This is a genomic window from Citrobacter sp. RHBSTW-00671 (genome assembly GCF_014103415.1).
In the GTDB taxonomy this organism is placed as follows: Bacteria; Pseudomonadota; Gammaproteobacteria; order Enterobacterales; family Enterobacteriaceae; genus Citrobacter.
In genome coordinates this window covers 2,926,273-2,946,877 of the sequence record NZ_JABXPR010000001.1, presented here as the reverse complement: position 1 = coordinate 2,946,877, position 20,605 = coordinate 2,926,273, and the positions used below count along the sequence as shown (strand labels likewise).

Annotated in this window: 19 protein-coding genes; 9 read left to right on the top strand and 10 right to left on the bottom strand. The window is 50.4% G+C overall.

What is annotated here, in order from left to right:
* Positions 1 to 154: 154 nt before the first annotated feature.
* Both tehB and tehA read right to left on the bottom strand, forming a co-directional pair.
* On the bottom strand, positions 155 to 751 hold the full coding sequence (gene tehB, locus HV261_RS14155) for a tellurite resistance methyltransferase TehB (RefSeq protein ID WP_202038585.1): 597 nt from the start codon (positions 749 to 751) through the stop codon (positions 155 to 157).
* Positions 751 to 1,752: a dicarboxylate transporter/tellurite-resistance protein TehA gene (gene tehA / locus HV261_RS14150; RefSeq protein WP_202038584.1), complete on the bottom strand. Its 1,002-nt coding sequence runs from the start codon at positions 1,750 to 1,752 to the stop codon at positions 751 to 753. The genes tehB and tehA overlap by 1 nt, the downstream gene beginning before the upstream one ends.
* A 113-nt stretch (positions 1,753 to 1,865) precedes the next feature.
* Between tehA and ydcK the strand changes: the two genes are divergently transcribed.
* Positions 1,866 to 2,846, top strand: coding sequence for a YdcK family protein (gene ydcK, locus HV261_RS14145; RefSeq protein WP_202038583.1), 981 nt, complete (start codon positions 1,866 to 1,868; stop codon positions 2,844 to 2,846).
* On the opposite strand, the gene rimL is transcribed toward ydcK, so the two are convergent.
* Positions 2,838 to 3,383: a 50S ribosomal protein L7/L12-serine acetyltransferase gene (rimL, locus tag HV261_RS14140; RefSeq protein WP_137381796.1), complete on the bottom strand. Its 546-nt coding sequence runs from the start codon at positions 3,381 to 3,383 to the stop codon at positions 2,838 to 2,840. The two genes, ydcK and rimL, sit on opposite strands and share 9 nt — an antisense overlap.
* A 219-nt stretch (positions 3,384 to 3,602) precedes the next feature.
* On the opposite strand from rimL, the gene alr reads away from it, so the two are divergent.
* Positions 3,603 to 4,829, top strand: coding sequence for an alanine racemase (gene alr, locus HV261_RS14135; RefSeq protein WP_202038582.1), 1,227 nt, complete (start codon positions 3,603 to 3,605; stop codon positions 4,827 to 4,829).
* Between the two features lie 66 nt (positions 4,830 to 4,895).
* On the opposite strand, the gene HV261_RS14130 is transcribed toward alr, so the two are convergent.
* The 4 genes from HV261_RS14130 to HV261_RS14115 form a co-directional block, all read right to left on the bottom strand.
* Positions 4,896 to 5,120 (bottom strand): HP1242/YdcH family protein, encoded by a 225-nt coding sequence (locus tag HV261_RS14130; protein ID WP_003020276.1) that lies wholly within the window; start codon positions 5,118 to 5,120, stop codon positions 4,896 to 4,898.
* A 166-nt stretch (positions 5,121 to 5,286) separates the two neighbouring features.
* Positions 5,287 to 6,942, bottom strand: a complete 1,656-nt coding sequence (locus HV261_RS14125; RefSeq protein ID WP_202038581.1) for a glucan biosynthesis protein D — start codon at positions 6,940 to 6,942, stop codon at positions 5,287 to 5,289.
* Positions 6,943 to 7,135: 193 nt separating this feature from the next.
* Entirely contained in the window at positions 7,136 to 8,479 is a 1,344-nt protein-coding gene (hglS, locus tag HV261_RS14120; RefSeq protein WP_202038580.1) for a 2-oxoadipate dioxygenase/decarboxylase HglS, read from the bottom strand.
* 123 nt (positions 8,480 to 8,602) lie between these two features.
* Positions 8,603 to 9,505: a manganese-dependent inorganic pyrophosphatase gene (locus HV261_RS14115; RefSeq protein ID WP_202038579.1), complete on the bottom strand. Its 903-nt coding sequence runs from the start codon at positions 9,503 to 9,505 to the stop codon at positions 8,603 to 8,605.
* 231 nt (positions 9,506 to 9,736) lie between these two features.
* Here HV261_RS14115 and pcaQ point away from each other — a divergent pair, with 231 nt between their 5' ends.
* The 7 genes from pcaQ to HV261_RS14080 all read left to right on the top strand — a co-directional run bounded on the left by pcaQ (position 9,737) and on the right by HV261_RS14080 (position 17,268).
* Positions 9,737 to 10,660, top strand: a complete 924-nt coding sequence (gene pcaQ, locus HV261_RS14110) for a pca operon transcription factor PcaQ (RefSeq protein WP_137381791.1) — start codon at positions 9,737 to 9,739, stop codon at positions 10,658 to 10,660.
* A 378-nt stretch (positions 10,661 to 11,038) separates the two neighbouring features.
* Entirely contained in the window at positions 11,039 to 11,599 is a 561-nt protein-coding gene (locus tag HV261_RS14105) for a fimbrial protein (RefSeq protein ID WP_137381790.1), read from the top strand.
* A gap of 48 nt (positions 11,600 to 11,647) precedes the next feature.
* Entirely contained in the window at positions 11,648 to 12,400 is a 753-nt protein-coding gene (locus HV261_RS14100; protein WP_326929149.1) for a fimbria/pilus periplasmic chaperone, read from the top strand.
* A gap of 25 nt (positions 12,401 to 12,425) precedes the next feature.
* Positions 12,426 to 15,011, top strand: coding sequence for an outer membrane usher protein (locus HV261_RS14095; RefSeq protein ID WP_202038578.1), 2,586 nt, complete (start codon positions 12,426 to 12,428; stop codon positions 15,009 to 15,011).
* A 3-nt stretch (positions 15,012 to 15,014) separates the two neighbouring features.
* Positions 15,015 to 15,575, top strand: coding sequence for a fimbrial protein (locus HV261_RS14090; protein ID WP_202038577.1), 561 nt, complete (start codon positions 15,015 to 15,017; stop codon positions 15,573 to 15,575).
* An 8-nt stretch (positions 15,576 to 15,583) separates the two neighbouring features.
* Positions 15,584 to 16,168 carry a fimbrial protein gene (locus HV261_RS14085; protein ID WP_202038576.1) on the top strand — a complete coding sequence of 195 codons (585 nt, stop codon included), beginning with the start codon at positions 15,584 to 15,586 and terminating at the stop codon, positions 16,166 to 16,168.
* A 20-nt stretch (positions 16,169 to 16,188) separates the two neighbouring features.
* Entirely contained in the window at positions 16,189 to 17,268 is a 1,080-nt protein-coding gene (locus HV261_RS14080) for a fimbrial protein (RefSeq protein WP_202038575.1), read from the top strand.
* Positions 17,269 to 17,317: 49 nt separating this feature from the next.
* Here the strand turns inward: HV261_RS14080 and HV261_RS14075 are convergent, their stop codons facing one another.
* The 3 genes from HV261_RS14075 to HV261_RS14065 form a co-directional block, all read right to left on the bottom strand.
* The gene (locus HV261_RS14075) at positions 17,318 to 19,006 is read right to left on the bottom strand and encodes a methyl-accepting chemotaxis protein (RefSeq protein ID WP_202038574.1); all 1,689 of its coding nucleotides are present in this window, start codon (positions 19,004 to 19,006) and stop codon (positions 17,318 to 17,320) included.
* Positions 19,007 to 19,175: 169 nt separating this feature from the next.
* Complete coding sequence (locus HV261_RS14070) at positions 19,176 to 20,294, bottom strand: S-(hydroxymethyl)glutathione dehydrogenase/class III alcohol dehydrogenase (RefSeq protein ID WP_137381784.1); 1,119 nt, start codon at positions 20,292 to 20,294, stop codon at positions 19,176 to 19,178.
* Between the two features lie 32 nt (positions 20,295 to 20,326).
* On the bottom strand, positions 20,327 to 20,602 hold the full coding sequence (locus HV261_RS14065; protein ID WP_012132328.1) for a metal/formaldehyde-sensitive transcriptional repressor: 276 nt from the start codon (positions 20,600 to 20,602) through the stop codon (positions 20,327 to 20,329).
* Between the last annotated feature and the right edge of the window lie 3 nt (positions 20,603 to 20,605).

Genomic DNA, 20,605 nt, shown 5'->3' with positions numbered 1-20,605 from the left:
AACGATCCCTTTAGTTTTCGCAATGATGCATAAAAAGGATAGCAAAACAGTTTCATTTTGGATGTACTAAAAATGGTAACGACCGCACAATTTTTTCTCTGCGCTCAGCACAAAAAAATGCTGAACGCAGAAAGAGTTAAGCCAGACGGGATGTTCAGGCAGTTTTACGCGCCAGCATGGTGGCAAAGCGCAGTTTAATGCGGTTGCCATTTTCATCTGTACGATGAAGTTCACCCACGTCTTCATTGTATTTCAGCAGATCCCATCCACTGTAATAGTGACGTAATTCACCTGCTTTAAATGCAAACGGGAAACCGACGGTGCACGGGAAATCATCGGTATCCATTGCCGCTACGATTAAATTATATCCACCCGGTTTCGTGCAACGTTGCATATTTTCGATAAGCCCCGGGATCGTTTTCGCTTCCAGGAACATCAGCACCACGGTAGAAAGAATAAAGTCATATTCGCCATCAAAGCTGAGTGCATTCAGGTCTGCGACGTTCGAGTGCAAATTGGTCAGCCCTTCAGCCGCTTTGATGCGCTCAAGATTAGCGATACTCATGGGGTTTTTATCCCACGCGGTGACGTCATAGCCGTTTGCCGCCAGATACAGACTGTTACGGCCATTGCCACAGCCCAGATCCAGTGTTTTACCTGGCGGGACAATGTTGGCCGCTTCAACAACCTCGGAATGGGTCCGGGTGAGATCGTATTTTTCAGTAAAGTAGTTTTCGTCGCAAAGGGTCATTATTTATCCTCAGATTTCAGTAATGCAGCACGCTCCGTGCGGATGAGCAGTTTCCCCTGCATCAGCAATGCAAACGTACGTACCAGTAATAACGCAATGATAAAATTGGTAAAAATAAACAGTGGAATCGACAGCGTATGGAAAAATCCCGATTCACTGGCATGTCCCAAATGTAGCCCTGTGGTTGCCAGTGCCGACACGCCGAACGAGAAGCTCCAGAAAGACGCATTAAACGGCTGGGACAGATACCACGGCATCAGCCGAAGCATAAACAGCAGCTGCAGCAGACCATAACCAAACAGCATTTTCGCCAGCGTATCGCCCTCTCCACCGTTGACGCTAAGCCATGCGCTACAGGCCACTAACGCGGGTGCCAATTGAATCCCCAGCGACGTACGTAATACCGCGGGTAACTCACCTGAACTGCGTAAACGTTGCAGGATCACCGGTTCAAGACTAAGCCAGGAGAAAACCCCTGCCCCTAAAAATACCAGTCCGGCATCGTTATAGCCGAGCGCACCGCAGGCCATCGCGCTGATAAAGTTATTGGCGACGGTTGGCAGATACAACCCCGGCGTGGTTGCCTCCTCGGGATGCGAACCTCGCCACAGGCCTGCCGTTTGCCAGGCCGCGTACGCTAGCTGTATCACCACGCCAATGCTAAATAGCCCGACGGCTAACGGGCGATACCAGGGAACAAAACCAATCGCGACCAGCATGGTTGTTGCCGGAAAAAGGCTGACAAAACTGCTCATCACCGGATGGCGGATTTCTGCCAGCACACTCTGGGGAAAACGCGCTAAACGGCTCAGAAAGGCCAGCGTTAACAGACCCCAAATAACCATCGCCAGGATGACTAACCCATCGCCAATCCAGTGGCTCACCGACCACACCTGGCTGGCATATCGCCAGGCGAATCCCATGCCGATGGTGCCCAGTACCATGCCAAAATAACCGGCCGGAAGGTTAAGGACCCGATCACTATGCTTGTTATTACTCATTTTGTTTATTTTTTAAAGTATATTTGAAATGCATTTTATGGAAATTATGGCGATTTAGCCAGTACGGAAAACTTTGCTACGTTTAACTAAGGTGCGCAACACGGAAATGAGCTATGACCAAATACCGTCTGAGCGACGAACCTCGCTCCTTCAGTTATCAGGATAATGGCAACAAAAGAAGCGTATTACTACGCCAGATAATTGCACTGATTGATTTTAATGATGTTCCGGCTGGCACGCCTGGTGGCTGGATTGATGATGAAGCCGTACTGGCGCAAAGCGGCGATTGCTGGATTTACGATGAGAATGCGATGGCATTTTCGGGGGCAACCATTTCAGGAAATGCCCGTATTACGCAGGCCAGCGTGGTCAGAGATGGCGCACAGATTGGCGATGCCGTATGGATAGATCGGGCTGAAATTAGCCATGGCGCACAAATACGTGACAACGTCACCATTCAGGACTCTGTTGTACGTGGCGAGTGTCTTCTGTCGGGTAATGCGCGTGTTCTGGGAGGATCCGAAGTCATCGCCGCCAAAGGGTTAACCCGCGAAAGTGACCAGCCCCTGCAAATATATGATCGCGCAACCGTAAACCATTCACGCATTGTGCATCAGGTGCAGATCTATGGCGATGCAACCATTGACTACGCCTTTATTGAACACCGCGCCGAGGTTTTTGATTATGCTCGCATCGAGGGTAATGAGGAAAATAACGTTTGGATCTGCGATTGTGCGAAGGTATACGGCAACGCCCGCATCATCGCGGGTACCGATGAAGATGCGATACCGACCCTGCGCTATAGCTCACAGGTGGCTGAGCATGCGGTAGTTGAAGGTAACTGTATCCTGAAACACCATGTGCTGGTCGGGGGGCATGCAAAATTACGCGGCGGCCCGATCCTACTGGACGGTCACATCCTGATTGAAGGCCACGCCTGTATTCTGGGGGAAGTGCTGATCGAGCATCATATTGAGATAACCGGTCAGGCCCACGTGGAAGCTTTTGATGGCGATGCAATCCATCTGCGCGGGCCAAAAGTGATCAACGGCGAACAGCGTATTACGCGCACCCCACTCGCCGGTTTATTCTGAAACGCTATCAATGATACGGGCATAGAGGTTCACATCATGATAACCATCATTGAGAAATTCCGCCTGCTTTAAACATCCTTCCAGCTGAAAACCGTTGCGTAGCGCCACCTGGTTGCTTTCCAGGTTATCCACGCGGCATTTAATAATGAACCGGCGGATCTCGCCACGCTGAGCGTAATGATGAATCAATGCCTGTAGCGACCGGGACATAATCCCCTGTCCCTGATGAACTTCATCCAACCAGTAACCAATGTAAGCCGCTTTATTCAACGGTTCTATTTGGTTAAACGAGATAACGCCAACCACTTCACCTTGTTTGAAGATAAGGAACATTTTGGCGTAGCCACGCTGGTGCAACATCATATTCCCCTGCACATTCTTACGCGTATCGTCCTCAGATTCGACAAGCTGCGGCCAGTTCAGCGACCGCTGGAGCCAAACTTTATTTTTGAGCACCAGTTGATGCAAAGGCGTGACGTGCTGTTCTTCTACTGCCCGCAGTTCCAGCGTGTCACTGACGGTAATAATTTCTGACATGTTTATCTCCTTTGCGATTGTAAACGGAGGATTTCTGACTGGCAGTAGCCGATATTAATCTGTTTAGCGCCGTGGATATCATATTTTTATGCTGTAACAGCAATCACTTAGAAACAATCTCTGGCGCGGAAGCCGTTACTCTGGATGTCCGGTTATCCCATGCATGGATAGGCCGCAATGATGACAATAACACTTTCATTCTATTGCTAAGGAGCAAGCATGGCAGCACCTTTGGGTCGTTTAGCACTTATTCCGCTTTTACTGATTACCGCCTGTCACCAACCCGTCCCCACCACGCAAGCGGGTCCTGTCCCCTATGCCGTTAATAAACAACAGGTTGTGGACAATACCACGCTGGAGATTTCCCGTAGCGCGCTGGAATATAACATTCATAAAGTTCAGCAACTGCTGGGAGACAAAACCCGGATGTGCGCCATTCTTAAAGGCGATGCGTATGGTCACGATCTCTCACTGGTTACGCCGGTGATGATGCAAAACGGTGTGCAGTGTATTGGCATCGCCAGCAACGAGGAGATTAGCATTGTTCGTCAGTCAGGTTATACATCGCAGCTAATGCGCGTTCGCAACGCGACGGAAAAAGAGATGCGCCAGGCGGCGGATTTTGATACTGAAGAGCTGATTGGCAATCTGGATATGGCTAAACGTCTGAGTGTCATTGCCCAGGAGAAAGGAAAAACGATTCGTATCCATCTGGCACTGAACTCTGGCGGTATGTCACGAAACGGTCTGGAAGTCAGCACCGCGGCAGGTCTGGAAGAGGCCCGCGCTATTTCCGCGTTACCCGGTCTGAAAATTGTTGGCATCATGTCGCATTTCCCGGAAGAAGATGCGGCGGTGGTGAAACGCGATCTGGCCCGTTTCAATACGCAATCGGCCCAGGTACTCAATATTACCGGGCTGAAGCGCGAAGATGTCACCCTCCATGTCGCGAATACGTTCGCCACCCTGACCGTTCCTGAATCCTGGCTCGACATGGTGCGTGTTGGCGGTATTTTTTATGGCGATACCATTGCCAGCACCGAATACAAACGCGTCATGACGTTTAAATCCGCAATCGCGTCGGTAAACCATTACCCTAAAGGAAATACCGTCGGGTATGACAGAACCTATACCCTTAAACGAAATTCCGTTCTTGCCAATATTCCAACGGGTTATGCAGATGGATATCGTCGTGTGTTCAGTAACGTGGGGCACGTATTGATCCACGGCCAGCGGGTTCCTGTGCTGGGTAAAACATCCATGAATACCGTGATTGTTGATGTAACCGATCTACCGCAGGTTGCCTCCGGCGATGAAGTGGTGCTATTCGGTAAACAGGGAAATGCGCAGGTGAGCGCAGAAGAAGTCGAAGAAATTAGCGGCGCGCTGTTCACTGAAATGTCGATCCTCTGGGGGGCGACAAACAAACGTGTGATGGTCGATTAACGCCTGAAACAGGAAGGGCTTCCGTTTCTCGCGGGAAGCCCTTTTACACAGTGAGCACAGTACTATTTAGCTCTCACTGACACTCTCTCTTTGCAAAATTTTGAGCAAATCTTCCTTCAGGTGGAGTTTCTGTTTCTTAAGGCGAACAATGTCCAAACTGTATCCCCGACCATCCGAACCTTCCAGTCTGGAAATCTCATGATCAAGGCTGTTGTGTTTTTCGAATAAGGACAGAAAACGAGGATTCTCGGATTTCAGTCGGGAAATAAGGTCTCTGTATTCTGGAAACATACTTTCTCCCTGTTAGTGGTAAAGAATGTGTATAAGAAATACACACGATCAGCTTACCCGGTTAGGTCAGGGAAAAATGCGAACAGGATCGAGTAAATAGTGTACAGATTGTTACGGAAGAGGTTTCAGCAATGGCTCCCCGGAAGGAGAGCCATCAGAAGAGCAATTAACGCATTTCACGGTCGTCAACGTACTGACGTTTATCCGGTGCAGGCGGGAAGTACTGATACAGCCAGGTTTCACTGATAGCATCGCCCTGGCAACGCAGGAACATGCGCATATCAACCGGGTCGGTTGAATCAGAGGTTGGATACCAGTCAAACTGGATACGATAGCCGTCGATAGGCTCCACGTAGAGAATTTCAATCTGCTTCGCTTCGCCGCTGGAGAGCGTAATGACCGGTTCAATTCCCTTCGGCGCTGCCGCTTTCAGGTCTCCCCCCACGAAATCAACGGCAAAACGACGTGCCCATTTTTCTGGATAATGTTCGCCCGGAGCCCATCCTTCCGGGAAGCCCCCCATACCGGTGCGGGTTGCCATCACACGGGCCAGCGGCGAACGTACCGGTGGTTGTGCGCTCCAGTACAGGCGATATTTGAATTCCAGATCGTCACCGGCTTTGATGGCTTTATCCGGCTGCCAGAAGCAGACGACGTTATCCAGCGTTTCACCCGTCGTCGGGATCTCCATCAGGCCGATGGTCCCCTTACCCCACTGGTTTCGTGGTTCAACCCACAGGCTTGGCCGCTTGTTGTACCAACCCATGATGTCCTGGTAATGAGAGAAGTCACGATCGAACTGCAGTAAGCCAAACCCTCTCGGGTTGTTATCGGTGTAGGCATTAAACTGCAGTTTTTGCGGATTGTTCAGCGGACGGCAGATCCACTCCCCGTTGCCACGCCACATTGCCAGACGGTCGGAGTCATGAATTTGCGGGTGAATGGTGTCACACATCCGGCGTTCATTGTTACCACAGCTGAACATGCTGGTCATCGGCGCAATGCCGAGTTGCTTGATGTCTTTACGCGCATAGACATGATTCTGCACATCCATGATCACCTGCGTTTTCTCACAGTGGATCACAAACTTAAACGCGCCGGTCACGCTTGGGCTATCGAGCAGTGCATAAACAGTAAATGAAGTGGCGCCCGGTTTAACCGTTTCGAACCAGAATGCGGTGAAGTCAGGAAACTCTTCTTTGCTGTCGGTATACGTATCGACCGCCAGGCCACGCGCCGACAAACCGTACTGATAGGTGTCATCTACGGCGCGAAAATAGCTGGCTCCCAGGAAGGACACGACATCACGACGGGCCAGTTCAGGCGCTTTGAACACGCGGAAACCGGCAAAACCGAGGTCAGTTTGCCCTTCCAGTTGTTTGGTATCCACACCGGCATCGTTGTACTTGAAAAGCTCCGGACGGAAGTGGATCTCACGCGCCATATGCGTACTGTCATCAACCGAGAACATGCGTACGCGACGACGGAAGCCCATTCCCACATGGAAGAACTGCGCGTCAAGCTGACGATTTTCAACGTTGTTCCACAGTGACTGTTCTGCGTCGTACTGAATACTGTTGTAAGCCTGCGGCGTCAGTTTCGCCAGCGTATCCGGCAATGCGCGCGGCGCACCGCCCCACGGCTTCTGTGCTAAATCATGGGCCATCGACTGCAGAACGGAAAAATCAAAACGTACGGTTTTTCCGTCTGCAATGTCAGACTCTGCCGCATAGGCGGCGCGGGAAAAGAGTGATGCAATACCACTGGTTCCGCACACGGCGGCCACTGCCATTGAACCTTTAATAAATCGTCTGCGATTCATGCCTGAAAGTGAGTCCTTCTGGTCGTGTAAATGGTCCCGCGCCGGTCAAAATCTGCGGCAAGAGAGTGCACATTTCTGACCGCTCACTCTAGACAAAATTCATTAATAATCCAATTGTTGGTCGCCGATTATCTGTACAAAATCGAAAATATTTTATGTCGATGAGAACAGGCCGAATCCCGTGTAAATTCCGTTAAAGCAAACCACACCGCCGTTTACTGCGCTCTTCTGCCTCCTGATACAACGCAAACTCATCATATACCGCGCAGCCCAGCGCCTGTTCAAAGGCATCGCGGCTGGAATTACCGTGGCTGCGCGCCTGCGTTTCATTACCCAGATTAGACTGGAAAATCCCTGCAGCGCTCACCGGCAAGAAATCTTCGTAGGTGATGGGCTGAGCAACCAGCCAGCCCCGCTCGATGAGCGGTTGTGGATCGTCATCCGGGCGAATAGCCTGGCGATGCGCTTCGCCCGACGGCGTCAGACGATAACGGAACCAGGCCAGTCCCTGTTGGCGCAGCAGAAACTCGCTGTCCGGGAACGCCTTAAACACGTCCTGAAGATGCAGCTGGTGCGTCAGGTTATCTTTCCCGGTCCCCGCTTTACTCAACAGTTCGTCGTACAACACCCGGCCCTTTGGCGTCAGCGCCACACCACGTTGCTCAATTTCGCCAAAACGTGCTGTGTGCGTTCCACGCATTTCGCCGGCAAACAATACCGGTTCTTCCAGCGCCTTAAAGCTGGTCTGGCGCAGCAAGATGGGCACCTCGCGCCGTGGTGGGCCTTCAATGAGAATTTTCGGTGTAATACCGCACTCCGGCATCATCGACTGTACCCGATCGATATCCAGCGTGCGCGGCGTCAGGTGGTTGATATGGCAACCGGGAAAACAGACCACATCTGCAATCAGTCGATGCTCGTTATGCAAAGCATGATACGTTTGTTCATCTACGGTGGCGTGTTGATGCCAACGGAACGTTTCCAGTGCTTCATGCACAAATTCCTGGGCTTGTGCGAGTGTGAAACTGCCCTGTGCATCAAACTCATCCAGCAATTCGTGACAACGACGTGTGAAAATATCACGCTTTGCGAGGATCTCCGCTGCCTGCTGGCGCAACACCACGTTCTCGATTAATTCGAGGCGTAATAGTGACGTAAATACCCGAAACGGGTTGCGCGAAAGCGAGGCATCGTCGATGGGACGAAACGCCGTGGAATGGACGGGGACGCCCGCCTGGGAGAGATCGTAATAGCTGACCGGATACATTCCCATAATGGCAAACATCCGCCGCAGTGTAGACAACTCCTGCGCCGTGCCGACCCGGATAGCCCCATGGCGTTCAACATTGAGCCGTGCCAGTTCATCCGCATTGGCCAGTTTTTCATGCAACGTCGGGTTATTTTCCAGTACCGCCAGATTCACATCAGCGACAAGTTCCAGCAACGTGCCATACTGCGGGACTTCCTGCTGGTACATTGCTGACATTGCCTGCGAAAATTGTTCCCGAATCTCATCTGCCGTGATGGTGTTCGCCATAATGTCATGCCTCCAGTGAATATTACCTGGAGTGTAGAAAACACCGCTGAGTCCGGTGGGAAGAATTTACAAACTGTGATCCCGCATAAATTCCCCCCTCCCACCAGGACAGTGAATTAAAACTTACTGACGTGCTTTTAAATGACTTTCCAGCCATGGCAGCATCTGTTTTTTACGACTGAGCATACCTTCGACCTTGCAGGGTTGCGGTAATTCTGACAACTCAGATCCCGCAAACCACAGGCTGGTATCGCCAAGATTGATGTCCGTCAGCATCAGTACCACCAGCGCAGCCTGATTTTCCTCAGCATAGCGGGTCATCTCCTCGCGGAGATCGTCCAGCACACCGTCAACCTGGCACAGTGCATACAGCTCGAGTTGCGCCACGCAGACTTTATGCCCATGAATGGCGAACGTTTTAATGTCTTTATGCAGCAGCTCACGGGCACTCATGCCTTCGACGCTGGTTTTGGCCGACAACAGATCGCGGCTAAAAGCATCCAGATCCACACCCGTTTTTTGGGCCAGGGCCCCCACCGCCTGGCTGTCATCCGGCGTGGTAGTGGGCGAACGAAGCGTGACAGTGTCACTTAAAATAGCTCCCAGCAACAAAACAGCCTCCGCAGACGACAGCTGACTGCGCTCGTCATCCGTCATCAGTTGCCACAGCAGCGTCGCACTGCTGCCAACAGGCTTAACCCAGACCTCTGGGGGAAGACGAGTCACTAATCCGCCAAGTCGATGATGGTCGATGATACCGACGACATTGCTCTCAGACAGCGATTCCGGTCCTTGCGTCGGTTCGGTGAAATCGACCACCCACACATCCAGATCGGTCAGCGGAAACGTGAGTCGTTCGGGCATGTCCAGTCCTGCATGCGCAAAGATAAATTGCGTTTCGCGGTTAGGTTCCCCCGCACGCCATGCCGTCGCCTGCTGGCCGCGTAACGTAAGCCAGCGAGCTGTCATTGCCGCGGTGCAAATGGCATCGCTATCGGGGTTAAGGTGCCCTATTACATGGATCATTGGTGAGTGCCCTGTGATTATGGATGATGAAAAAGCGAACCATTGTCCGAGTATAACGACTGGCTACCTTCCCTTCCATGATCCCACCACGCGGCCACGCTGTACAAAACATAAGCAAAATAAATCAGTTGTAAGTAAAACGCGTTAAATGTTAATAATATTTTGCTATCAAGTTATCAAAAACAAACAACTTCACTTGTCACCGATACGGCTCTGTTTTTAACATCGCTTATGGAAAAAAATGTTCTGTTCAATCAGCGCATTCGCTTGCGCCATCTTCATACTTTTGTCGCCGTTGCCCAACAGGGAACGTTGGGGCGTGCGGCCGAAACCCTTAACCTGAGTCAACCAGCCCTCTCCAAAACGCTGAACGAACTGGAGCAACTGACCGGAACCCGACTCTTTGAACGCGGCCGCCTTGGCGCGCAGTTAACGTTGCCCGGCGAACAGTTTCTTACCCACGCGGTAAGAGTGCTGGATGCGCTCAATACTGCCGGACAGGCGTTAAACCAGCGCGAGGAGTCGCAGACGGATGTCGTACGAATTGGAGCCTTACCCACTGCTGCGTTGGGTATTCTTCCGGCGGTAATCGGTCCGTTCCATAAGCAGCAAATGGAGACTACGCTGCAAGTTGCCACCATGAGTAATCCCATGATTCTGGCTGGCTTAAAATCCGGGGAGATCGACCTCGGTATCGGTCGGATGGCCGATCCGGAATTAATGGTTGGTCTGAATTACGAGCTGTTGTTTCTTGAGTCGCTCAAACTGGTTGTGCGGCCGAATCATCCATTGTTGCAAGAGACCATCACGCTGAGTCGGGTAATGGAATGGCCCGTTGTGGTGTCACCCAAAGGAACTGCTCCTCGTCAGCACGCGGAGACGCTGCTGCAAAGCCAGGGTTGCAAAATGCCGCCAGGCTGCATCGAAACGCTATCTGCATCGCTTTCCCGCCAACTCACGGTTGACTACGACTATGTGTGGTTTGTGCCTTCAGGCGCAGTGCGGGAAGATTTACGCCAGGCGACGCTGGTATCATTGCCGATTCCCACCCACGGGGCGGGTGAACCTATTGGCATTCTTACCCGTGTAGACGTTCAGCTCTCCTCTGCCGCGCAAATCCTCATTAGCGCGATTCGCAAAACCGTACCGTTTTGATTATTTAGGCAGACCTGTCGTTACCGACAAGTCCTGCCTACGTAAAAGTGCAGTATAACATTCACGAAATATATCTAATAAGCCGCACCTTTTCTTACAAATAAATTAAGCAATACTTACTTTAGGTGGTGTTTTCAGCGAACAATATCTGATGACATCCCTGACCATAATCCGCAGTTCTGAAAATTTTCTTTTAAAATTCATAAAGAAATAGGAAATATTAATTTAATATATTGTACAGCATACATACACTAATCTGTTACTAATTCTCCCTAAATAAATTCTCAAAAAAGAATCCCCCTTCCTCATCTACTGTTCAACTATAAACCAGAGTCATATAATCCTTACGTCATTTAACCTGTTATTAAGGAAAATAACATGAAATCTTTTACTTATTTAAGTGTAGCAGCGGCTTTGGTCGCAGGTGTAACTTTTCAGGTACAGGCGGCTGATTCTGACGCAGCAAACATCGATTTTGTGGGGAACATTACAGCATCAACCTGTGATGTCAGCATTGATGGCGTTTCCGCATCAAAAGAAGTTCAGCTTCGTGATGTCACTGTTCAAGTAATGCAAGCAGCCGTCACTAATCCAGTGATGAAGACCAACTTCCAGATTACCGTTAAAAACTGCGCAACGGCACCGACTGGCGGTAAAGTAAAAGGGCAATTCTCAACAACAGGCAATTTTAATAGCACAACCAACGCGTTGTTAAACACTGTTGCTGCGGGTGATAAAGATGCTGGCTTCCAGGTAGAAGACACCAATACGAATACTATCATCGATTTCAACTCTGCAACGCCGCAGTCTGAAGCCAATTATGATGCCGATAACGGGGCAGTATTTGACTATACCGTTGGCTATATCTATTCAGGTTCCGGCACCCCGCAAGTTGGACAAGTTAAAGCAAATACCACCTTTACAACGACCTATCCTTAATAATTTTTAAAAGCTTAACAACCCTACTGCAATCTTATCAATTTGGGGTTGCAGTCATTAACATTAGAAACGAATAATATGATTTCAAAAAAAGCATTCATGATGATTATGTTTTCATCAGCCATTTCGTTCAGTTATTCGGCTACCGCCAGCCTGGTAATTAATGCAACTCGTGTTATTTATCTTTCTAATGCCAAAGAAGCATTAGTTAAAATGGTTAACCAGGGCCAGCAACCGTTATTAATACAGTCATGGTTAGATGATGGCCGCGAAGATGGCGATCCACAAACCTTAGATATCCCTTTTATCGCTTCGCCACCGGTAAGCCGCGTCGACCCCAAACAAGGACTAACCGTACGCTTAAACTGGGATGGCCAGCCTTTGCCCTCCGACCGTGAAAGTGTTTATTGGTTTAACGCGCTTGAAATCCCCGGAAAAAACAAAGATGCAGCCAAATCAAATCAACTGCAAATTGCGCTTAAAACGCGTATCAAAGTGTTTTACCGCCCGGCCACCCTCCCCGGTTCACCTGACGAGGCCATTCAACATCTGAAATGGAGTCTGGCAAACAAGGGCAAACAAATCTGGGCGACGGCAAAAAATGACTCCCCTTACTTTGTCTCGCTGGTCGGTGCGAAGATTATCTCTGGGGGTAAAAAATACAGTATTGAACCCGATATGGTCGCCCCCTTTTCCAGCGCAAGCTATGAAGTGAAATCACTCACTACCCCGCGTTTTGAATCCGTGTCATGGACTGCTGTCAATGATTACGGTGGCAACGTTGACGCAACAGGAAAATAATAAAATTCGCGCAAGGATTGCCCTAATGTTGATGTCAAAACGCCGCCTGGCCACTTCTGTATGGGTATTGCTGGTTGTTTGTCAGACAGGATTTGCTGACGATAACTACATTGAATTCAACGATGACTTTATCTTCAGCAACGCAGGTAAAAAATCGACAATCGACGTATCACAATATGCGCGCGGCAACCCGGTGAAATCGGGTGTTTATACCGTCTCTATATGGATTAACGGTGAGCAACAACAGACTACAAAGATCCAGTTTATTGATAATCACACCCCAAACGCGTCTCCCTGTCTGACGCGTGAAGTGCTCGATGAAGCGAACGTCGATGTAAGCAAACTCCCCACGGAAAATGCAGACGAAGGTGAGTCACAATGCTACATGCTGGCAGACTATTATCCCTCATCCAGCGTGAGTTACGATCCCAACACGCAAATCCTGATGCTTACCATTCCACAACTGTTTTTAGTCAGCCACCCGGCAGGTTATGTTAATCCTGCACGTTGGGATGCCGGGATACCTGCAGCAATGCTGAACTGGAGCTTCAACGGCTATCACAGTGAAAATGAGGGCAGCACCTCTGACAGTGGCTATCTGGGACTTGGCTATGGTCTCAATTTGGGGGCATGGCGGTTACGCTCCAGTGGCGCGCTGAACTGGACAAAAGACGAGAGCGCAACCTGGGACAACTACGACCTTTATCTGGCACGCGACTTACCGCCCATCCGGGCGCAAATGGAACTGGGTCAGGTGACCTCTCGTAGCGAAGTACTGGATAGTATCGGTATTAAAGGCGTACACCTTTATAATGACAAACGAATGGATCCCCATGATGGACGATACGTCCCGGTCATCAACGGCGTAGCGAACAGTAATGCTAAAATTACCGTACGACAGCAGTCGCGCATCATCTATGAGACCACCGTTCCCCCAGGTCCTTTTGCCCTGAAGGATTATTATTTGGCCATCAACGGTGCTGACCTCGACGTTACTGTAGAAGAAGCTGATGGCTCAAAACGCATGTTTACCGTGCCGTATGCTTCGGTCGCGCAGTTAATGACTAAAGGTGAAGTCGACTGGGATTTTGCCGTTGGGACATTAGATGATGACAGCAACGATGATTCCCCGTGGGTGTTCACCACCAACGGTAATTATGGATTGAGCGATATTTTCACGCTATATGGCGGCATACAGTCAATGGAAGAAGACTATCTGGCTGGGATGCTGGGTCTTGCTATGAATACCCGTCTTGGTGCCATCGCAGTCGATGTTATCCACTCTCGTGCGTCACTTGACGATATTGGTGTCCTGCAAGGGCAGAGTTACCGTTTAAGCTACAGTAATGTCCTGGAGGCAACACAGACTAACTTCAGCTTTAGTGCCTATCGTTACAGTACCAAAGACTATCTCTCCCTTAATGACGCCATCTCTTTGCAAAATAGTATCGATAACTATAGCGACGATCACGATACTAACCCTAACGATGCGTATCGTAACAACTACAGCCATTCTAAAAATGAGCTTCAGGCTAACATCAATCAGCCCATTACCCTTAACGGCGAAGATTACGGCGCATTTTATCTCAGCGGCACCTGGACGAGTTATTGGGGTAACTCAGACAAAACGTCTCAATATTCGCTGGGCTACAGCAATACTTTCCGCTCCATCTCGTGGAATGTCTCGCTGCAGCGCAGTTATAACGAATGGGGCGATGAAGATGACAGCCTGTACGTTGGGTTGAGTATTCCTTTTGGTAGTAATGCTCAGAACGATCAACCGGCCTTTTCCAGTTTGAACCTCAGCGCTAATAGCGACTTTGGTGGCAACAACGGTTTTACCAGTACGGCCAGCGGCAACAATAGCAACAATAGATGGAACTACAGCCTCAGTACCACCGCTAACCAGGACAGCCAGGGAGAGGATACCTATTCCGTAAGTGGGTATTCCACCTATAACGGCGCGCATGGGGCAACCAGCGTTTCCGCTACGGTCGATAAAAAACATAACCAGCAGTATTCCTTAAACAATAACGGCGGTGTGCTGTTACACAGCGGTGGATTGACGCTCTTACCGGGCAATGTCAACACACAAAGCGCCATCGCCCTTATTGAAGCGAAAGGTGCAGATGGCGCTACCACCACTAATGGTTATGGCGAGATTGACAGCGCTGGGTATACCGTTGCTACCAGCCTGACCCCTTACGCTGAGAATACCGTCGGACTGGATCTCAGCACCATCAAGGCGGACGTTGAAGTGAAAAACACCTCGGCCGCCGTGGTGCCGCGCGATGGCGCTGTGGTGAAAGTCACCTTCGCCACCCAGCAAGGGCAATCGGTATTTGTCTCCCTGAAGCGCAGCGATAACAGCTTTATTCCTCTGGGGGCCAATATTCTTAACGAACAGGGTGAATCCGTTGGCGCAATGGGTCAGGCAGGCCGCGCCTTTTTGCGCGGTATCGAACAACGTGGCAGTTTGAAGGTTATTTGGGGAAGCGATGCGGCAAGTTATTGCGATGTAACCTATCAAATCCCCGATGCACCCGCAATGATAGGTAAATCAATCCGTCTGGATACCTTAGTGTGTCAGATGCCAGGAGCCGGGAAATAGTTTATGCGCCGTGTAATGCTTATCTCTTTATTTTTATGTAGCTCATCGCTTTTCGCCGCGGATGTGACGGTGAATTTCAAGGCCAACTTACTCGCCACAACCTGTACCATTAATATTGTGGTCGGAAGTAGTAAAGCAGTGAACCAGACCATCGACTTTGGCGTATTAACATGGGCCGAAATAGAAGCTCAGGGTAGCAATACTCGAAAAGATTTTTCTCTGGAATACAGTGATTGCTATATCACGAAGTCCGGAACGAAAACCTCGCAGACGCTGAACTGGATGCAAACCTTACCAAAGGCCAGCTCTTCATGGAGTGGATATCCGACAGAAATGAAAGGGGGAACGGTGGGCGTTGCAGGCGTGCTGTATCGTACCAGTAATCTCAATACGCCGTTGCCGCTCGGCGTAAACAATACTGAAAAAATAGTCTGGAGCAGCACAGAGCGCAGCAACGGTAAGTTGCCGCTGTCCCTCTTTCTACGCCCAACATCTTATCCTGGCCCCCCTACGACTTCGGGGATGTACAGTGCGACATTAACATTCACCACGACCTATCAGTAGGAGCCAGCGTGAAATTTATACCAGCAGTCTTATTACTGATATCCACGCCGTTATGGGCAGCGGTCACGACCAACACCAATGTACTCACGGTAAAAGCGGAGGTAGTTAGCGGTAGCTGTAATATCAGTGCCTCCGATGTTGATTTAGGCGATCTGGAGGCAAGTGCTTTCGCCAGCGGTGGCGCGTGGGCGAATCTATCCGCCACTGCGGTGGGCAATGTAGCTACAAAGTCGCTGAAGATAAGCGCACGCTGCGACTCCGGTTCCGTCGCCAAAACGCTAGTGTTGAGCTTTAATCCGCAAAAGGCGCAGCTAACCGGAAACCAGATTTTTCCCAACGAATATACTGGCCCAGTAGGAAATGTTACCGCATCGACAGCGGCGAGTAACGTCGGCGTTGTAGTTTTTAACGGCAGCACGAATGTGCTAAATAAAGATAATACTTCCGCGGTCAATTTTAGCAATTATAAAGGCTCGACTTCCACTTACAGCGATTATACCTTTAAGGCTCGCTATCAGAAGGTAGATTCCTCAAAATCAGTCACACCAGGCGGCGTATTAAGCCAGGTGCAAATTAGCGTGAGCTATAAATAATAAAGACAAGGTTAGCTGATATGAAAACAGCGATTGTTCGTAGAATTTTGTCACTGTTCTTTTTGGTGCAAATGATTATTGCATTTCCCACTTGGGCAGTAGAATGCCCTTTGAGCCAGGCTGTTAATTACACTCTGAATTTAGGTGACATTGCTCTAGACATCAATTCACCCAATAGCAGCACGCCTGTACTTCTGGCCCAGAGGGATTTGGGGAAGGCGGGGTGGATAGATTGTCATGCGGGTAATGATGGGTCCGATTGGTATGGCTGGACAAACAATACTGCCGGGATTCAAACTGAATCCTGGTCAACCAGTAATGATGGCGTTACTTATAGCTATAACAGAGTGTTCTGGCCTACAACGATTCCCGGTATTTACTATACCGTTTATGCATATCCTGCTAGTGAGGTGCAGCAGGAACACGCATATATGCCTTCGGCTACATCCGCAACCGGGGTGCTCAATGTCGATGTGAAGAATTCGGTATCTTTTAACATGAATATAGTGGTTGAGATATGGCAGCGAGGTATCGTGACAGCGGTGGGAGATGCAAAGCCAACTCAGAGTGGGTTGTTAGGAACATTTCGTGCGGGTAACTCAGACTCAGAGAACCCCTTGCTTAAGGTCAATGTTAGCAGCAGCTCTTTCACAGTGAAATTCAAGACACCAACCTGTAATTTATCCGTCTCCCCCACCACCATCGACTTTGGCGATGTGAACAATCAAAACCAAAGGAAAAGCTTCACGTTGCAGAACAGCGGTTGTATTAATGCCTCAGGCGTTACCCTTAAACTAACCTCAACCAAAACCATTTCTGATAACAACGGATTGGGTATTCTGGCCAATACCACGACCGGCACCTCAGCGGCGGGAGGACGGGGCGTGGCGGTTTCTTACGAGGATGGATCACCTCGGACGTATTTGTCGGCAAATGATGCCAACTCTACCGTCACCATCAATTTTGGCAGTATCGTGACGGCGAAAGATATTCCGATGGCGGGACTACTCACCTGTGCCTCGGCTATCAAAGGCACCTGCGATAACTATACCCCCGGCGCGTTCACGGCCTCTGGAACCATTAGCGCAACCTATAAGTAAGTGAGTCACCCGGTAATTCAGAGAACCGAATTACCGGATTGCTGACCTATTAGAAAGTTTCCCAATTATCCGTATTTATCGCACTTGACCGTGGTGTTGCAGACGCTGAATTAACAACGGCTGCAACGCGTTTTGTCGCACTTGCGCCCTGCAGGCGAAACGTGCCGACGGCTTCAGTTAAACGTGCCGCCTGCTCTTCCAGCGATGCCGCTGCGGCCGACGCTTCTTCAACCAGAGAGGCGTTTTGCTGCGTCACTTTATCCATCTCTGAAATCGCCTGACTTACCTGCACGATACCCCGGCTCTGTTCATCAGAGGCCGCTGCAATCTCCAGCATAATATCGGTGACACGTTTTACCGCATCAACGATATCCGTCATGGTATTACCCGCAGCCACAACTTCACCGGACCCTTGATCAATCAGGCGCACTGACTCACTGATCAATCCTTCAATCTCTTTCGCTGCCTGGGCGCTGCGGCTTGCCAGCGTGCGAACTTCGCTGGCGACGACGGCAAATCCACGCCCTTGCTCTCCTGCCCGTGCCGCTTCCACCGCAGCATTCAGCGCCAGAATATTGGTCTGGAAGGCAATGCTGTTGATGACAGCGGTAATTTCAGAGATTTTTTTCGAGCTGGTCGAGATATTGCCCATGGTTTTCACCACGCCAGAAACCATCTGCCCACCGCGGCTGGCCTTGCCGGAAGCATCTTCCGCCAGCTTGCTCGCATGGTGCGCGTTGTCCGCGTTTTGTTTCACCGTCGCAGTCAGTTCTTCCATGCTGGCTGCCGTTTGTTCAATCGCCGCGGCCTGTTCTTCAGTACGTGATGACAGATCAGTATTGCCCGCCGAGATTTCACTGGTGCCGCGATAAATTTCTTCCGCCCCCTGACGCACCGTGCCCACGGTTTTCACCAGCGAATGCTGCATCGTCTGAAGATGACGACTCAGACGACCAATCTCACTGCGCCCGGTTGGTTCATCCCGCATGGTCAGATCGCCTGCTGAAATTTGCTCAATACGCTGGGCCGCACGCAACAGTGGATGAATCACAGTACGACGCAGGACAACAAACGTTATCACGGTTAACACCAGTGCCAGAATGAATGCGCCCAGCATAAAGGCCATGCCGATTTGGGTACGATAGTGGGCCTGCTCGCTGAGGTTATTAGCCCTGGCAGTACGAATTTCTATGGCCTTCAGCAACACCTTGTTGTAAGCCGTATCCAGCGGCCTGGCGTGTTCATTTTCATGGTTGATAATTGCTTCAAACATGCCGTTTCTGGCATATTTCAGCATCGGCTGCAGACCGTCGATATAGGCTTTGAAACTGGCGCTCAGTTCAGCGTCTAAGGCTTCGTCCTCCGACGTTTTCACTACGCGAGACAGATAGGCAGTAAAACCATCCTGCGATTGCTTAATGCGTTTTTCCGCCTCGGCGATATTGACCTTCATATCATCCATTTCGGCAATGCGACTCGCTGCGCCGGCGTGGATCATATTGATACGGGCTGTGCGTAGGTGATTGGAACTGTTAGATAACCCCATCCTGACCTGAATCTCATCGGTCACATCGCGCTGATCGCGATCGGCCTGCATAAGAAAATAGCTTGCCAGCCCGGAACTCAAAGCAAACAGCAGAAGGATGCCACCGAGAATGGAGGAAAACAGCGGAACCAGTCTGATTTGATGCAGAAAGCCCAGTTTATTCTGGGCTTGCATCGATATTGTATTGTCCATGACCGTCGACTCTCTTGTAGGGTTTATGCGTGAAAACACGCCCATTAGATAGTCATCGGCAATTCATAAAGTTTGCTTACCGTGAAAAGCGCAAGATTCGTCACACTTTCACAACATCATTCAAAGAAATTCAGGAAAGTGCCAGCGGTGAATTCCGCTGGCCAATGAATCAGTTATCGCCAAAGTGGATAACGGTACGAATGGACTTACCCTGATGCATTAAATCAAACGCTTCGTTGATCTGCTCCAGCGGTAAGCGATGGGTAATAAACGGGTCCAACTGGATTTTCCCGCTCATCGCATCTTCAACCATTCCAGGCAGCTGTGTACGCCCTTTCACGCCGCCAAACGCCGACCCGCGCCACACGCGCCCGGTCACCAACTGGAACGGACGCGTTTTGATCTCTTGCCCTGCTCCCGCCACGCCGATGATGATGCTTTCACCCCATCCTTTATGGCAGCATTCCAGCGCCGCACGCATGACATTTACGTTACCAATACATTCAAAACTGAAGTCCACACCGCCGTCGGTAAGCTCGACAATCACATCCTGAATCGGTTTATCATAATCGGTTGGGTTGATGAAGTCGGTCGCGCCCATTTCACCCGCCAGCTTGAATTTTTCCGGGTTAGTATCAACTGCCAGAATACGTCCGGCTTTCGCCTGCGCCGCGCCCTGAATCACCGCCAGACCAATGCCGCCAAGACCAAATACGGCCACGGTATCGCCTTCTTTCACTTTCGCCGTGTTATGTACTGCCCCGATCCCGGTGGTTACGCCACAGCCCAGCAGACACACTTTATCCAGCGGCGCTTGCGGGTTAACCTTCGCCAGAGAGATCTCTGCGCAAACGGTGTATTCACTGAAGGTACTGGTCCCCATATAGTGATAGATGGGTTCGCCGTTATAAGAAAAACGCGTAGTGCCATCCGGCATCAAGCCTTTACCCTGGGTAGCACGTACAGCCTGGCACAAGTTAGTTTTGCCAGATTTACAGAACTTACACTCACCACATTCTGCCGTGTACAGCGGGATCACATGGTCGCCCGCTTTCAGAGTGGTGACACCCTCACCCACTTCAACCACGATACCGCCGCCTTCATGGCCGAGTACTGCCGGAAACACACCTTCCGGATCGTCGCCAGAGAGCGTAAAAGCGTCAGTATGGCACACGCCTGTGTGGGTAATTTTAACCAGCACTTCACCTTTCTTTGGTGGTGCGACGTCGATTTCGACAATTTTTAACGGCTGGCCGGGGCCGAATGCAACTGCTGCACGTGATTTCATTTGTCTCTTCCCATTATTGCGAGGTGATGGTGTTATTTTAGATAAGCGCGCAGAAGATGGCCGATTTCAGCCATGCGCACAGCACGCTGGTCTGGGGTTGTATCCCCGCTGACCAGTTCATCTTTCAGGTGGATCTCAACCATTTCGCCCATTAGGCCATTGGATGCGCCGCGCACGGCGGCAATTTGTTGCAGGATCGCCAGACACGGCTCGCCGGACTCCAGCGCACGCTCAAGCGCATCGACCTGGCCGCGAATACGCCGCACACGGGTGAGAATGCGTTTTTTATCTTCAGGTGAATGCGGCACACG

Excerpts from the sequence above, each read along its gene's own strand:
- HV261_RS14095 (WP_202038578.1), top strand. The coding sequence starts at position 12,426 with ATGTTGATGTCAAAACGCCGCCTGGCCACTTCTGTATGGGTATTGCTG.
- tehB (WP_202038585.1), bottom strand. The coding sequence starts at position 751 with ATGACCCTTTGCGACGAAAACTACTTTACTGAAAAATACGATCTCACC.
- HV261_RS14115 (WP_202038579.1), bottom strand. The coding sequence starts at position 9,505 with ATGATCCATGTAATAGGGCACCTTAACCCCGATAGCGATGCCATTTGC.
- alr (WP_202038582.1), top strand. The coding sequence starts at position 3,603 with ATGGCAGCACCTTTGGGTCGTTTAGCACTTATTCCGCTTTTACTGATT.
- HV261_RS14090 (WP_202038577.1), top strand. The coding sequence starts at position 15,015 with ATGCGCCGTGTAATGCTTATCTCTTTATTTTTATGTAGCTCATCGCTT.
- tehA (WP_202038584.1), bottom strand. The coding sequence starts at position 1,752 with ATGAGTAATAACAAGCATAGTGATCGGGTCCTTAACCTTCCGGCCGGT.
- HV261_RS14130 (WP_003020276.1), bottom strand. The coding sequence starts at position 5,120 with ATGTTTCCAGAATACAGAGACCTTATTTCCCGACTGAAATCCGAGAAT.
- HV261_RS14080 (WP_202038575.1), top strand. The coding sequence starts at position 16,189 with ATGAAAACAGCGATTGTTCGTAGAATTTTGTCACTGTTCTTTTTGGTG.
- HV261_RS14105 (WP_137381790.1), top strand. The coding sequence starts at position 11,039 with ATGAAATCTTTTACTTATTTAAGTGTAGCAGCGGCTTTGGTCGCAGGT.
- HV261_RS14125 (WP_202038581.1), bottom strand. The coding sequence starts at position 6,942 with ATGAATCGCAGACGATTTATTAAAGGTTCAATGGCAGTGGCCGCCGTG.
- hglS (WP_202038580.1), bottom strand. The coding sequence starts at position 8,479 with ATGGCGAACACCATCACGGCAGATGAGATTCGGGAACAATTTTCGCAG.
- pcaQ (WP_137381791.1), top strand. The coding sequence starts at position 9,737 with ATGGAAAAAAATGTTCTGTTCAATCAGCGCATTCGCTTGCGCCATCTT.
- HV261_RS14075 (WP_202038574.1), bottom strand. The coding sequence starts at position 19,006 with ATGGACAATACAATATCGATGCAAGCCCAGAATAAACTGGGCTTTCTG.
- HV261_RS14070 (WP_137381784.1), bottom strand. The coding sequence starts at position 20,294 with ATGAAATCACGTGCAGCAGTTGCATTCGGCCCCGGCCAGCCGTTAAAA.
- ydcK (WP_202038583.1), top strand. The coding sequence starts at position 1,866 with ATGACCAAATACCGTCTGAGCGACGAACCTCGCTCCTTCAGTTATCAG.
- rimL (WP_137381796.1), bottom strand. The coding sequence starts at position 3,383 with ATGTCAGAAATTATTACCGTCAGTGACACGCTGGAACTGCGGGCAGTA.